Genomic DNA, 14,367 nt, shown 5'->3' on the forward strand with positions numbered 1-14,367 from the left:
CCTGGTATTTTTTCTGAAACGTTTCCGGAAAGACTATTTCTCGCCATAGTCGTACCCAGGATGCCGTGATAGAAAATTCTGAAGTTCCCTTCAGGTCTGTCATGATTCCCGCGACAAAAACGATTCCCGCGTCCAATGCTCTGGCGGGCGAGGGTGCGCCTCCTCACTTTCGGTTGCGCAGTGCCTTGTCCTATTGCGCTCCATTGATCGTCAATGGAGTGGCGCTGCCGTTCTTTCCGGTCTGGCTGGCGACATTGCATTTCAACGATCGCGAGATCGGTATCATCCTTGCGGTTCCTCTGGTGGTGCGCGTTCTCGTTGCGCCTGTTGTAGCGATGATTGCCGACAGGATGAACGAGCGTGCCAACGTGCTCGTATGGTCGGGTGCCTTGTCCTTGCTGACGGCGATCGCGCTCTATTGGACGAGCGATTTCTGGCCGGTGCTGTTTGTCTACGCGCTGCAGGGTGCGACTTATGCCCCCTACATACCGATCGTCGAATCGATCACCATTTCAGGTGTTCGGCGCTGGGGGCTCGACTATGGCTCGATGCGGGTCTGGGGTTCGATCGCCTTCATCTTCTCTACGTTGATCGGCGGTCAGATGATCGGGCAATGGGGCGGCGGCACGGTGCTGCCGGTGATGGTTGCAGGCTTCATCCTGACGACCGCGATGGCGGTTTTCTGCCCACGGATCGGTCCGACACGCCGTCGCAACATTCCGATCAATATCCAGGCGCCGGTCGGCAGTTCGCTGCGCAATCCGCAGCTTCTCGTGACCATGATCGGGGTGTCGGTCCAGCAGTCCAGCCATGCCATGCTCTATACGTTTTCCTCCATCTACTGGCATCAGCTCGGTTTCTCCGGAACTCAGGTCGGCATCCTCTGGAGTGCCGGCGTTTTTTCAGAAGTCATGGTTTTCTTCCTGTCGCGGCGGCTCAGCCGTCGCTTCAGCGCCTGGACACTGATCCGCTTCGGCTCGGCGATGTGCATCTGCCGCTGGATACTTTTCCCGATGAACCTCGGCTTCGTCGGTTATTTCGTGCTCCAGTGTTTCCACTCCTGCACCTATGCCTTCGTGCACACCGGCATCCAGCGACGCATCGTGGCGACCGTACAGGAAACACAGGAGGCTTCGGCGCAGGGGGCGTATTATTTCTATAACGGCATGTGCCTGGGCCTGATGACCGTCGCCTCGGGCTATCTCTACGCCTGGCTCGGCCTTGCCAGCTACTACGTGATGGCCGGCGTTGCGGCTTTCGGCCTCGGCATGGTGATGATCGCCTATTATCTTCAGCCCCAGAGCGCCGTTGTCGGAGGAAAGACCAGGGAGGCTTCGTAGCGCAGACCTGGATCGCGGTCTCGGGCGAGGAGCAGCGGTCCATCAAGGTCGACGAATTCGGCATCTTGCGCCAACAGCACGGCAGGCGCCATCGCAAGCGAAGTTCCCACCATGCAGCCGACCATGACTTGAAAGCCGAGGCGTTGGGCCTCCTTCTTCATGACGAGCGCCTCGGTAAGGCCGCCTGACTTGTCGAGCTTGATGTTGATCGCGTCGTAACGATCGCGCAAGGCCGCAAGGTCGCCAGTCTGGTGCACGCTCTCGTCGGCGCAAACGAGGATCGGCCGCTTGATCTCGCCAAGCATCGCGTCCCGGCCGGCCGGGAGGGGTTGTTCGACCAGTGCGACGCCTGCCTCGGCGGCTATCTGCAAGTGGTGGACGAGAACATCTTCGGGCCAGCCCTCGTTGGCATCGAGAATGATCATCGCATCGGGCGCCGCCGAGCGGACGGCGCGTATCCGGCTCTCGTCGTCGCCGGTGCCGACCTTGACCTTCAGCAGAGGCCGGTGGGCATGCTCCCGCGCTTGCGACGCCATAGCCTCCGGTTCGCCCATCGAGATTGTGTAGGCCGTTGTCAGCGGCTTCGGGTCGGTGATGCCGAGGCGGCTGGCGACGGACATTCCGGTGCGCTTCGCTTCCAGATCCCAGAGCGCGCAATCGACCGCATTGCGCGCAGCTCCGGGCTTCATGGCCTCAAGCAGATCCGACCGCGACAGGCCGGTCTCGATGCTTCCGCGGATCGCCTCGATCTCCGCGACGACGCTTTCAAGGCTTTCGCCGTAGCGCCGATAGGGCACACATTCGCCATGTCCCGCCCATCCATCCGCCACAATCGTGCAGGTGACCACCTCGGCTGTGGTTTTACTGCCACGGGAGATGGTGAATGTACCCAATATAGGGAATGAATTCATTTGGATATCGACATGTAGCGGCATAGTTTGATGGTCCCTTGCATGGAAATCGTGGACGGACTGAGTATATGTATCGCATTGAGCGTCGAACGAGAGTCCCTGAGTCGGCGATTATGCCGCGAGCCGCGAAAGACGCATGAGTTTGAAAGCTGCCGAAGACAAAGCTGATCAGCCCACGATCGACGACGAAGCCGACGGCTCCGGACACCGATATCGGCTCGAAGGCAGTTGGCGTAGCGCCGGCATCCACGGGGTGCTGCGCAAGATCGACGAGCTTTCCAAGCGCAGTAGCGGCGGAGCCGTGGTCATAGATCTCGCCGGACTTTCCGATGTGGATACCGCAGGCGCGCTCCTCATCCGCCGCTTGAAGACGAGCCAGGAAGCGCACGGTGCGACCGTGAGCATAGAGGGTTCCGATGCGCATGTTGACGAACTGCTGACTGCATTCACCGACGACACAAACGATGTGAAGGCGGAGCAAGGGCCGAAGGCTGGACTATTGGAGCGCATGTTCGCGCCCATCGGCGAGGTCGCCGTCGATCTCTGGGACAACGCGGTTGCCGCGATGTACATCCTCGGCTCGGCCGTGCGCGGTGCACAGCTGAAGTTCGGGCGTGGAAGCGGTGTTTCGCCGGCATCGATCGTCAACCAGATCGACCACATGGGCGTGCGCGCCGTGCCGATCATCTTGCTGATGTCCTATCTGATCGGCGCGATCATCGCGCAGCAGGGCGCATTCCAGCTCCGCTATTTCGGCGCCGAGGTCTTCGTCGTCGATCTCGTCGGCATTCTGCAGCTGCGCGAGATCGGGGTGCTGTTGACTGCAATCATGATCGCAGGCCGCTCGGGTAGCGCCATCACTGCCGAAATCGGTTCTATGAAAATGCGCGAGGAGGTCGACGCTCTCAAGGTGATGGGGCTCAACCCCGTCGGCGTCCTGATCTTTCCGCGGCTCGTTGCGCTAACCGTGGCGCTGCCGCTCCTGACCATTCTTGCCAATTTCGCGGCTCTGCTCGGAGCGGCCACGGTCACCTACCTGTATTCGGGCATCACTTTCGCCACCTTCGTGTCCCGGCTGCACGAGGCGATCAGCCTTTCCACCGTCATCTCCGGAATGATCAAGGCGCCGTTCATGGCGTTGGTGATTGGGATTGTCGCCGCCGTCGAAGGCCTTAAGGTCGGCGGCAGTGCCGAATCACTTGGCCAGCACGTTACTTCGTCTGTCGTGAAGTCGATTTTCGTCGTGATCCTGATGGACGGGCTTTTTGCAATGTTTTACGCAGCCATTGATTTCTGAGGGACACTATTTGAACGCGCTTCAGCCAGAGAGGGACGACAGACAGGATGAGCACGGTCGGAACGACCGTGATCGCGATGTCGTGCTCTCGGCACGCGGCGTCACCGTTTCCTTCGGATCGAAGGTCGTGCTCGACAAGCTCGATCTCGATATCTACCGCGGCGAGATATTGGGTTTTGTCGGCGCTTCCGGCGCCGGCAAGTCGGTATTGATGCGCACCGTCCTCCGGCTGTTGCCGCGGCAGGGCGGGATGATCAAGATTCTTGGCGAGGACTATGATTCTCTGGACGAGCCGGAACGCAACAAGCTCGATATGCGGCTTGGGGTACTGTTCCAGCAAGGCGCGCTGTTCTCGTCGCTGACGGTCAAGGAAAACATCCAGGTGCCGATGCGGGAATACCTCGACCTGCCGGCAGCATTGATGGACGAGCTTGCGCACCTGAAAATTCGCATGGTCGGCCTGGCAGCGGATGCCGCCGACAAATATCCATCGGAACTCTCCGGCGGCATGATCAAGCGCGCGGCGCTGGCGCGGGCCCTTGCGCTCGACCCAGACCTGGTTTTTCTCGACGAACCGACATCGGGCCTCGACCCGATCGGCGCCGCAGAATTCGACGAACTCATCGCCAAGCTGCGGGACACGCTCGGGCTCACCGTCTATATGGTGACACACGACCTGGACAGCCTGTTCTCGGTTTGCGACCGTATTGCCGTACTCGGACAGAAACGCGTGCTAGTGGAAGGGACGATCGACGACATGCTTGCCTGCGACGAGCCCTGGGTGAAATCATATTTCCGGGGCAAGCGCGCACGATCGATCGTACCGACAGACCGGGTCGGACATAAAGCCGGCAACGACGGCGCTGCAGCTTATAGCCGTGAGAAGTGACTGGGGACCATGGAAACCAAAGCCAATTACACCATCGTCGGACTTTTCACGGTACTTGTCATCGCCGCGGCCTTCGGTTTCGTCTACTGGATGGCTGAATTCGGCCGTGGGGGACCGATGGCCGAACTGGTCGTTCGAATTCCCGGCTCTGCCAACGGTCTGAGCGTCGGTTCGCCGGTGCGCTTCAACGGCATCCAGGTCGGCGGCGTCAAGAGCCTGTCGATCGACGCCGATGATCCGCGCTATTCGCTCGCTTTCACCGAAGTGCGCGCCGATGCTCCGGTTTCCGCCTCGACCAAGGCCGTGCTGGAAATCCAGGGTCTGACCGGTGCCGCCTACATCGAGCTCTCGGGCGGCGGAAACGGCGACGAAAACATTCTCAAGCGATCGATCGAAACCGGCAAGCGCGCGGTGCTCCTGGCGGATCAGTCGAGCGTCACCAACCTGCTTGCCACTGCCGACAAGATACTCAACCGTGCCAACGACGCCATCGGCGATGTGCAGGGCTTCGTCAAGGATGCGCGCGGACCGCTGACCGATACGCTGCGCAATGCCGACAAGTTCTCCAAGGCGCTTGCCGACAATTCCGACAATATCGACAAGTTCCTCGTCAGCATCGGCAAGCTCTCCGAGACATTTACCAGCGTTTCCGCCAAGGTCGATTCGACGTTGGATGCGATCGAGAAGCTTGTTCGCTCCGTTGATGCGCAGAAGATCAACGATGTCGTCAACAACGCCGACAGACTCGCAAAGAACGTTGCCGATGCGTCGGACGACCTGAAATCCACGATCGCCAGCATCAAGCAGACATCGGATACCTACAACGAGTTTGGCAAGAAGGCGCAATTGACGCTCGATCGTGTCGATGCGCTGGTCGCCCAGATCGATCCGGCGAAGGTCAAGGGTTCGATCGACGACATTTCGCAGGCAACCAAGGACGCCCGCGTTGCCATCGCCTCGATCCGCGATGTCGCCAACACAGTGTCCGCCCGCCAGAAGGACATCAGCCAGACCATCCAGGATGTCTCGCAGATGGCGAACAAGCTGAACTCGGCCTCGACCCGCGTCGACGGTATCCTGATCAAGGTGGATGCGCTGCTTGGCACCGACAATACGCAATCGCTGTTTGCCGAGGCACGCGACACGCTGACCTCCTTCAAGAAGGTCGCCGACAACCTGAATTCACGGATCGGGCCTATTGCCGACAATCTGCAGAAATTCTCGTCCGGGGGCCTGAATGACGTCCAGACACTCGTTAACGACACGCGGCGGACGGTTCAAAATCTCAACGACACGATCAGCAATTTCGATCGCAATCCGCAGCGCCTGCTCTTCGGCGGCGACACCGTCAAGCAATATGACGGTCGGACACGGCATTGACGAGTGGTAGGGACGGTTTCCAAGGGGTTAAGCGCAATATGATCGGATATGGTTCGGTTCGGCTGAAGTCGGTGGCGCGAAAAGCGGCCGTCGCCCTGCCTTTGCTTGCGGCGTTGCTGAGCGGTTGCGGCGGTGGAGCGAAGAACGATACCTTCGATCTGTCTGCAGACGTCACCGGCAAAGGGCCTGCTGCACACGGCAAGCAAATCCTCATTCCGCCGCCGACGGCGCTGAGCGCGCTGGACAGCAACCAGATCGTGGTTCGGGTGACACCGTCGGAAATCCAGTATCTGGCCAAGGCGCAGTGGAGCGACAAGCTCAGCCGCATGGTGCAGTCGAAGCTGGTCGAGGCTTTTGAAAATTCCGGTAAGGTCGGCGGCGTTGGCGTACCGGGGCAGGGCCTGGCGATCGACTATCAGGTCGTGACAGACATCCGCACCTTCGAGATCAATACCGGAGCTCAGCACGCGGCCACCGTCGAGATCTCGGCGAAGATCCTCAATGACAAGACCGGCACCATCAAGACGCAGGAGGTCTTCCGCAAGGTCGTGCCGATCGGCGCCAGCGACAACAACGGCTACGTCAAGGCATTGGACGCCGCGTTTGCAGCCGTGACGTCGCAGATCGTCGATTGGACGCTCAAAGCGATCTGAGCGATTCTGTTCAACGCTCCATCAACGTCTTCAGGGCATGAAGATCCCTGGCGACGTGATCTGCATCGGCGGTAAACTGTTCATCGGTCATTCCCGGTAAACGGAGAAGCGTGAACATTACCTCGCAGCCGTCGCCGTTCGGAACGACTCTCAAGGCGTTGTAGACGCGCAGGCCGGATTCGATGGTTACTGTATGGTCGAGCACGCCGAATTTGTTGCGTGGTACGAAGCTGACGCGGACGCGGCCGAGCACGCCGCTGGCGATCCAGTCCGGACCATCCGGCTCCAGCCCGGAGGCAAGGCCGGATGCCCAGAGGGGCATGTTCTCGGGCCGAGCGGCAAAGTCATAGACCTCCTGCCAGTCGTGATCGATGGAGATGTGGACAATTTTTGCGGCCATGACCGACATTGGGTTGTCTCCTCACTGATTTGTCTTTGCCTTGCTGTTTCCCGCTGTCAAAGCGGTTGATGACCGGCTTCCAGACAGGCGGCCTTCAAGGATTTGCCTGATCCTACGCCAGTGCTGCACGGTCCTGTCAATGAGCCGGATTCGGCGTTTCGAAGGCTTGCCGTTTTTCCATCGGGGTGCCACAACATCCGTCCCGAATGACATATTGGAGGTTTGTCGTGGAAAAGGCAGAAATCGGACTGATCGGTCTGGCGGTCATGGGATCGAATCTGGCGCTCAACATTGCCGAGAAAGGCAACAGGATCGCGGTCTTCAACCGGACAGCTCATGTAACCGATGAATTCTACGCCAATGCAGGGGCGCTCAAGGACAGGATCATCCCCTGCAAGACGATCGAGGAGTTTGTCGATGCGATCCGCCCACCGCGGCCGATCGTCATCATGATCAAGGCCGGCGAGCCTGTTGATCAGCAGATGGCGGCGCTGCAGCCGCATCTCGACAAGGGCGACATCATGATCGATGCCGGCAACGCCAATTTCCGTGATACCATGGCACGCTTCGACCGCCTCAAGGATACGGGCCTGACTTTCATCGGCATGGGCGTTTCCGGCGGCGAGGAAGGTGCACGTCACGGCCCGTCGATCATGGTCGGCGGTACGGAAGACAGCTACAAGCGCGTCGAGAAAGTCCTGACCTCGATTTCCGCGAAATACAATGACGAGGATTGCTGCGCCTGGCTCGGTACGGACGGCGCGGGGCATTTCGTCAAGACCATTCACAACGGCATCGAATATGCCGACATGCAGATGATCGCCGAAATCTACGGCATCCTGCGTGATGGGCTTGGCAAGAGTGCTGCGGAGATCAGCGGCATCTTCGGCGAATGGAACAAGGGTCGGCTCAATTCCTACCTCATCGAGATCACCGAGAAGGTGCTTGCCGCCAAGGACCCGACCACCGGCAAGGCGATGCCCGATGTCATTCTCGACAAGGCCGGCCAGAAGGGCACCGGCAAATGGTCTGTCATCGAAAGCCAGCAGATGGGCATTCCGGCGACCGCCATCGAGGCGGCAGTCGCTGCCCGCAGCCTGTCGTCGATGAAGGAGCAGCGCGAGGCTGCCGAAAAGATCTTCGGCGCCCCGAGCAACTCGTTCCCGATGGCGTTCGGGCCTGATCTCCTCAGGGATCTGGAACTGGCATTGTTTGCCGCGAAGATCGGGGCCTACGCGCAGGGCTTTGCCGTCATGGCCGAGGCGTCGCGCGAGTTTAAATGGAACCTGCCGATGCCTGTTATCGCCAAGATCTGGCGCGCCGGCTGCATCATCCGCTCGCAATTCCTCGACGAAATCACCAGCGCTTTCACCAAGTCGCCTGATGCCGCGAACCTAGTGGTGACGCCTGCCTTCTCGGCGATGGTCAAGGAGTCGCTTCCTTCGCTGCGTCGGGTCGTCGCTGCTGCCGTGACCGCCGGCCTTCCTGTTCCGGCCCTGGCTTCGGCACTCGGCTATTTCGATGCCTACCGCCAAGCCCGCGGCACGGCGAACCTAATCCAGGCCCAGCGCGACTTCTTCGGCGCGCACGGCTTCGATCGGGTCGACGGCAAGGATATCCATCATGGTCCTTGGGGCAGCGGCGCCAACGGCTGATAGCCACGTCGCCTGAAATCAGAAAGCCCGCCTGGAATTTTCCGGCGGGCTTTTTTTCTGATCGAAATTAGACGCTATCGGCTCTTTGGCCAGACCGGCGGGCTGATGCTCTGCAGTTGTTCCGGCTCTGCGCCGTCGATGCGGGCGATGACGGCTCTCGCGAGCTCCCTGCCGGCGTGACGAACGTCCTCGTAGATCGTGATGATTTCCGGGCGGATCCAGTTGAGGATCTCAGCGGATTGTTTGGCAACCATATCGACATCGGTGCCGAGGCGTCTGCCCGCCGCCTCGACGCCGGCATTGATGGCGATCGCGCCGCTGCCGGCTGAAGAAATTATGCCGTCAGGCGCGTTCGCGGAGCGCATCAGCGCCTCTACCGCGTCGCGGATGTCGTTAAGCGGCGTGTCGATGGTGACCCGCATGTGAACTTCCTCCGCGCCGAAGTCGTGCAGCCCCGTCTGGAACCCTATGCGGGTATGGGAATAGAAGGAGAGTTTGCTCGGCGGCTGCAGGAGCGCGATGCGGCGACGCCCCCTGGCAACGAGCGCCCGCACCGCCTCATAGGCAAATGCCTCGTTATCGAAATCGTGAAAGGGATGGGCGATGTCCATGTCCGTCCTGCCGTGGGTGGCAAACGGCATGTTGCGCTCCGACATCAGGCGGACGCGCGGATCATCGGGCTCGATGCGCGTGATGATAACACCGTCGGCCGAGCCGGTATCGAGGATGTAGCGCACAGGAACCATGGTGTCCTTGCTGTGCGAATGCGGCACCACCACCAGGTGATACTGGGTCTCGGCAAGAACCTCTGATATTCCGAAGACCATCTGGCTGGTAAAACCCATGATCTCCTCATCAACGCTCAGGACCAGGGCGATGACGTTGGTCTTGCCGGTCCTCAGGCGGACACCGGCACGGTTCGGTTGGTAGCCGAGCTGGCTTGCGACCATCCGCACCCGTTCCTTGGTCTCGGCGCCGATGTCAGGCGCATCCTTCAAGGCGCGCGACACAGTCGTCACTCCGAGCCCGGTCATGAAGGCTATGGTCTTGAGCGTCGGTCGCTCCGGTACCGTGGCCGGGGCTCTTCCGCCTGATTTCTGCTTGGTGTCCATTGCGCCCAACGCCGACTTGAAGACCCATCGCCTTATAACGCCCGCGGCAAAGCTGCAAGCTTGAACGAGATGACGTCGTCGCCTTTCAAACTGGAAACTGTAACGATACAGTAAAAATGTCCAGTGCCCTTCGCTGCCTTTTCAGAATACAGGGATTGCTGGTTGAAACGGCGGATGAAACGGGCATTCACTGCCGCTCCGACCGCAGTTCGAATGGTCTGTATATTTTGACAACTAAATATATGAAATAAAACAGATAATTACCTCTATTTTGTAGAGCATATCTGATAGAGCTTTTACTCCAAAGATGCGTCTTCGCGCTCGAGAAAATCGCAAGCATAGATAGAATTCTCGATCTCCACGCAAAAACGTTGGGAAGGCGGTTGCGCGATCAAACCGATTGAACTAGGTTTTTACGGCAACGTTTCAGTGAGGGAGGAGAACTCATGAATATTCGTTTGATGGCAGCCGCATTGCTGGCTTCCGTCGCGATTTCCGCCGTTTCGGCAAATGCGACAGATCTTGAGGTTACACACTGGTGGACATCCGGCGGCGAAGCTGCGGCCGTGAAAGTTCTGGCCGACCAGTATAACGCGCTTGGCAACAACAAATGGGTGGATGGTGCGATCGCCGGCGCTGGCTCGACCGCCACGCCGCTGATCGTCACCCGAATACTTGGTGGCAATCCTATGGGGGCGACGCAGCTCAATACGGGGCGCGACGCCGAGGAACTGGTCAAGGCCGGTCTGATGACCGATCTGACAGAGCTTGCGGAGAAGGAACACTGGAAGGACATCATCCGTCCGGCCAAGCTGCTCGACGCATGCACCTACGAAGGTCACATCTATTGCGTGCCGCTCAATATCCACTCCTGGCAGTGGATGTGGGTCAATCGCCACGTCTTCGAAGACAACGGCATGAAGGTTCCGACGAACTGGGACGAATTCGCCGCAGAGGCGCCGAAGCTGAAGGACAAGGGCATCGTTCCGCTGGCGACCGGCGCTCCCTGGCAGGTCGACGGCATCCGCAGCGTCATGCAGGTCGGCATCGGCGGCAAGGATCTCTATCTCGCCATCAATCAGAAGAAGAGCGAAGAGGCCGTGCGCAGCGCCGACAACCGCAAGGTCTGGACTGCTTTTGCGCAGGCGCGCGACATGGTCGACGAAAGCTATTCCGGCCGTGACTGGAACATGGCAACGAATATGGTGATCGAAGGCAAGGCTGCCGGGCAGATCATGGGCGACTGGGCGCAGGGCGAATTCGGCGTTGCCAAGAAGGTAGCCGGCAAGGATTACGATTGCCTGCCGGGTCTCGGCTTCCACGGACTGCTGGATACGGGCGGCGACAGCTTCTACTTCCCGAAGAACACCAATCCGGACATCACCAAGGCACAGTTGGAACTGGCGAGCATGCTCCTTTCCAAGGAGACGCAGGTCAAGTTCAACCTTGCCAAGGGTTCGCTACCGGTGCGCGGCGACGTCGACCTGACGGCGGCCAATGCCTGCATGAAAAAGGGCCTTGAAATTCTGGCGACGCCGGAAAACGTTCTGCCCGGCACCACGCAGATGCTGACGCCCGACACGATCGGCCAGTTGACCGACCTGTCGCTGCAGTTCTTCAGCTCGAAGATGTCGGTTGACGACGCGGTCAACAAGCAGGCCGACATCATCAAGCAGGCGCAATAAGCCAGAAGCATCTCAATATTCGAGACGGTCTTGCGAGGTCGGCGGGTTTTCCGCCGGCCTTGGCGACGCCGCCAAGGGAGGTATCCGATGGCGCATGCGCATCGTCCGTTCCGTCTGTTCCGCAATCTCAACGCCAAGATCGCCGCCATTCCCATGATCCTGACCGTGATCGTGGTGTTCGTCGGCTGCACGGTCTGGACCGTGATCTATTCCTTCACCGACTCGAAGCTTCTGCCGAGCCAGAACTTCATCGGGCTCGCCCAATATCAGCGTCTGTTCACGACGGATCGGTGGGACGCATCGATCAGTAATCTTGCGATCTATGGCGTGCTTAGCCTGATCTTTGCCTTCGTCGTCGGCTTCATCCTGGCAGTGCTGATCGATCAGAAGATCCGCTTTGAAAATACCTTCCGCACGATCTTCCTCTATCCCTTCGCGCTGTCATTTATCGTCACCGGCATTGTCTGGCAGTGGATACTCGACCCGGCGCTCGGCGTTCCAAAGCTGCTGCAGGACTGGGGCCTTCCCGGCGGCGGCGTTTCTCTGCTCGGCAATCAGCAGACAGTGCTGATAGCACTTGTGATCGCCGGCCTTTGGCAGGGAACGGGTCTCGTCATGATACTGATGCTCGCAGGGCTTCGCGGCATCGACGGCGAAATCTGGAAGGCGGCCCGCATCGACGGAATACCTGCCTGGCGCACCTATATCTTCATCGTCATCCCGATGATGCGCGGCGTTTTCGTAACGACCCTCGTCATCGTCGCCTCAGGCATCGTGCGGGTCTACGACCTTGTCGTCGCCATGACCAAGGGCGGTCCGGGCTTTGCCTCGGAGATGCCGGCCAAATACGTATTCGACTTCATGTTCCAGCGGTCCAATCTCGGCCAGGCGCTTGCCGCGTCGACCGTGATGCTGGTCACCGTTTTCATCTTCCTGGTGCCGTGGGCTCTGATCGAGTTCCGCCAGAAGCGCAGCTAAGGGAGACCTTCATGGCTATAGCGACATCAATCGAACCGTCAGGCGCCAAGCCCGGCAATCGCTTTGCTCCACGAACGATCATGCTTTACGGCATTCTCGGCCTTGCGGCGATCTACTATCTGATCCCGCTCTACGTGATGGTGGTCACGTCGTTGAAGGGCATGCCGGAAATAAGGATGGGCAACATTTTTGCCCCACCCATGGAGATCACTTTCGAGCCCTGGGTAAAGGCCTGGAGCGAGGCGTGCACCGGTCTCTATTGCCACGGTATTCAGGTTGGATTCTGGAACTCGGTCAAGATTCTGGTCCCGAGTGTCATCATTTCCATCGCCGTTGCCTCGGTGAATGGCTATGCACTGGCCAACTGGCGCTTCAAAGGGTCGGAGGTATTCTTTACCGTCCTGCTGTTCGGCGCCTTCATTCCCTATCAGGTCATGCTCTATCCATTGGTGATGGTGCTTCGGTCGCTCGGTCTCTTTTCCACATTGGGCGGAGTCGTCCTCGTCCACACCATTTTCGGCATGCCGATCAACACGCTTTTGTTTCGCAATTACTTTGCGGCGCTTCCCCCTGAGCTTTTCAAGGCGGCAAGGGTTGACGGGGCGGGGTTCTGGCAGATTTTCCTGCGCATCATGGTACCGATGTCGCTGCCGATTTTTTGTGTCGGCATGATTTTACAGATCACCGGCATCTGGAATGATTTCCTGTTCGGTGTCATCTTCGCCGGCACGCAAAACTACCCGATGACTGTACAGCTGAATAATATCGTCAATGCTGTGCAGGGAGTGAAGGAATACAACGTCAATATGGCCGCCACGCTTCTGACCGGTGCGGTTCCGCTTATTGTCTATTTCGTGTCCGGACGACTTTTCGTCCGGGGCATCGCCGCCGGCGCAGTAAAGGGTTGATCAATGAACAGCAGTGTTTCTATCAAGGAATTGTCGCTCAATTTCGGATCGGTCAAAGTCCTAGAAAATCTCAATCTTGAAATCAACGATGGCGAGTTTCTGGTTCTCCTGGGCTCTTCCGGCTGCGGCAAGTCAACGCTTCTCAACTGCATTGCCGGCCTGCTCGACATTTCCGAGGGGCAAATCTTCATCAAGGGCAAGAATGTCACCTGGGAAGAGCCGAAGGATCGCGGCATCGGCATGGTGTTCCAGTCCTACGCGCTCTATCCGCAGATGACGGTGGAAAAGAATCTGGCCTTCGGACTGCGTGTCGCCAAGATGCCGCAGGTCGAGATCGACAAGCGGATCGCCCGCGCCGCCGACATCCTGCAGATCCAGCCGCTGTTGAAGCGCAAGCCTGCCGAACTCTCCGGCGGCCAGCGTCAGCGTGTCGCGATCGGGCGCGCTTTGGTGCGCGACGTCGATGTCTTCCTGTTCGACGAGCCGCTGTCGAACCTCGATGCCAAGCTTCGTTCCGAGTTGCGCGTCGAGATCAAGCGACTGCATCATTCTCTGAAGAATACGATGATCTACGTCACCCACGACCAGATCGAAGCGCTGACGCTGGCCGATCGCATCGCCATCATGAAGAGCGGTGTCATCCAGCAGCTCGACGAACCGACGACCATCTACAACGCGCCGCGCAACCTGTTCGTTGCCGGCTTCATCGGCTCGCCGTCGATGAACTTCCTGCATGGCGAACTGGTCGATAACGGCGGCAAAACCGCGTTTGCCACCAACGGCGTGAAATTTTCGCTCGATGCCTACGCCACGTCGGAGCCGCTGAAGCCCGGTCGCAAAGTGATCCTCGGGGTTCGGCCTGAGCATATCAAGGTCAACGAAGATCTGGGTCCAGGCACCGAAGTGCACGATGCGGTGGTCGACATCGAAGAGCCCATGGGCGCTGACAACCTTTTGTGGATCAAGCATGCCGGCCATACCATGTCCGTGCGTATCAATGGCGCGCGACGCTTCGCGGCCGGCACACCGGTGAAGCTCGTTTTCGACATGTCGCTGGCGTCTCTCTTCGACGCGACCACAGAGGACAGAATCTAACGCCGGCAACAGCACGCGTCTGGCCGTGCCATCGGAGCCCTTTGTCGCACTGCGACAGGGCCGG

General features: G+C 59.2%; 13 protein-coding genes. 10 read left to right on the plus strand and 3 right to left on the minus strand.

Translation table 11 applies throughout. From position 1 onward, the window contains the following. Positions 1-101: 101 nt before the first annotated feature. Positions 102-1,340: an MFS transporter gene (locus tag CPY51_RS16500; RefSeq protein ID WP_111161292.1), complete on the plus strand. Its 1,239-nt coding sequence runs from the start codon at positions 102-104 to the stop codon at positions 1,338-1,340. On the opposite strand, the gene dgcA is transcribed toward CPY51_RS16500, so the two are convergent. Continuing rightward, positions 1,292-2,275 (minus strand): N-acetyl-D-Glu racemase DgcA, encoded by a 984-nt coding sequence (gene dgcA, locus CPY51_RS16505; protein ID WP_111161293.1) that lies wholly within the window; start codon positions 2,273-2,275, stop codon positions 1,292-1,294. The genes CPY51_RS16500 and dgcA overlap by 49 nt on opposite strands. Positions 2,276-2,387: 112 nt before the next feature. Here dgcA and CPY51_RS16510 point away from each other — a divergent pair, with 112 nt between their 5' ends. The 4 genes from CPY51_RS16510 (at position 2,388) to CPY51_RS16525 (ending at position 6,470) form a co-directional block, all read left to right on the plus strand. Beyond that, entirely contained in the window at positions 2,388-3,548 is a 1,161-nt protein-coding gene (locus CPY51_RS16510; RefSeq protein ID WP_111161294.1) for an ABC transporter permease, read from the plus strand. A gap of 82 nt (positions 3,549-3,630) precedes the next feature. Further along, positions 3,631-4,437 (plus strand): ABC transporter ATP-binding protein, encoded by an 807-nt coding sequence (locus tag CPY51_RS16515; RefSeq protein ID WP_195909557.1) that lies wholly within the window; start codon positions 3,631-3,633, stop codon positions 4,435-4,437. Positions 4,438-4,446: 9 nt separating this feature from the next. Continuing rightward, positions 4,447-5,817, plus strand: a complete 1,371-nt coding sequence (locus CPY51_RS16520; RefSeq protein ID WP_111161296.1) for an MlaD family protein — start codon at positions 4,447-4,449, stop codon at positions 5,815-5,817. 38 nt (positions 5,818-5,855) lie between these two features. Then, positions 5,856-6,470, plus strand: a complete 615-nt coding sequence (locus CPY51_RS16525) for an ABC-type transport auxiliary lipoprotein family protein (protein WP_111161297.1) — start codon at positions 5,856-5,858, stop codon at positions 6,468-6,470. Positions 6,471-6,480: 10 nt separating this feature from the next. On the opposite strand, the gene CPY51_RS16530 is transcribed toward CPY51_RS16525, so the two are convergent. Continuing rightward, positions 6,481-6,879 (minus strand): SRPBCC family protein, encoded by a 399-nt coding sequence (locus tag CPY51_RS16530; RefSeq protein WP_111161298.1) that lies wholly within the window; start codon positions 6,877-6,879, stop codon positions 6,481-6,483. 197 nt (positions 6,880-7,076) lie between these two features. Between CPY51_RS16530 and gndA the strand changes: the two genes are divergently transcribed. Further along, the gene (gndA, locus tag CPY51_RS16535) at positions 7,077-8,525 is read left to right on the plus strand and encodes an NADP-dependent phosphogluconate dehydrogenase (protein WP_195909549.1); all 1,449 of its coding nucleotides are present in this window, start codon (positions 7,077-7,079) and stop codon (positions 8,523-8,525) included. A 74-nt stretch (positions 8,526-8,599) separates the two neighbouring features. On the opposite strand, the gene CPY51_RS16540 is transcribed toward gndA, so the two are convergent. Further along, positions 8,600-9,637: a LacI family transcriptional regulator gene (locus CPY51_RS16540; protein ID WP_111161300.1), complete on the minus strand. Its 1,038-nt coding sequence runs from the start codon at positions 9,635-9,637 to the stop codon at positions 8,600-8,602. 446 nt (positions 9,638-10,083) lie between these two features. Between CPY51_RS16540 and CPY51_RS16545 the strand changes: the two genes are divergently transcribed. The 4 genes from CPY51_RS16545 (at position 10,084) to CPY51_RS16560 (ending at position 14,303) form a co-directional block, all read left to right on the plus strand. Beyond that, on the plus strand, positions 10,084-11,322 hold the full coding sequence (locus CPY51_RS16545) for an ABC transporter substrate-binding protein (RefSeq protein ID WP_111161301.1): 1,239 nt from the start codon (positions 10,084-10,086) through the stop codon (positions 11,320-11,322). Positions 11,323-11,409: 87 nt separating this feature from the next. Beyond that, a complete protein-coding gene (locus CPY51_RS16550; RefSeq protein ID WP_111161302.1) occupies positions 11,410-12,300 on the plus strand; it encodes a carbohydrate ABC transporter permease in 891 nt (296 codons plus the stop codon). An 11-nt stretch (positions 12,301-12,311) separates the two neighbouring features. Beyond that, positions 12,312-13,208, plus strand: a complete 897-nt coding sequence (locus CPY51_RS16555) for a carbohydrate ABC transporter permease (protein WP_111161303.1) — start codon at positions 12,312-12,314, stop codon at positions 13,206-13,208. A gap of 3 nt (positions 13,209-13,211) precedes the next feature. Next, on the plus strand, positions 13,212-14,303 hold the full coding sequence (locus tag CPY51_RS16560; protein ID WP_111161304.1) for an ABC transporter ATP-binding protein: 1,092 nt from the start codon (positions 13,212-13,214) through the stop codon (positions 14,301-14,303). Positions 14,304-14,367: the final 64 nt, after the last annotated feature.

Origin of the sequence: Arminella tubonensis, assembly GCF_003240585.1 — a bacterium.
GTDB lineage: Bacteria > Pseudomonadota > Alphaproteobacteria > Rhizobiales > Rhizobiaceae > Rhizobium > Rhizobium tubonense.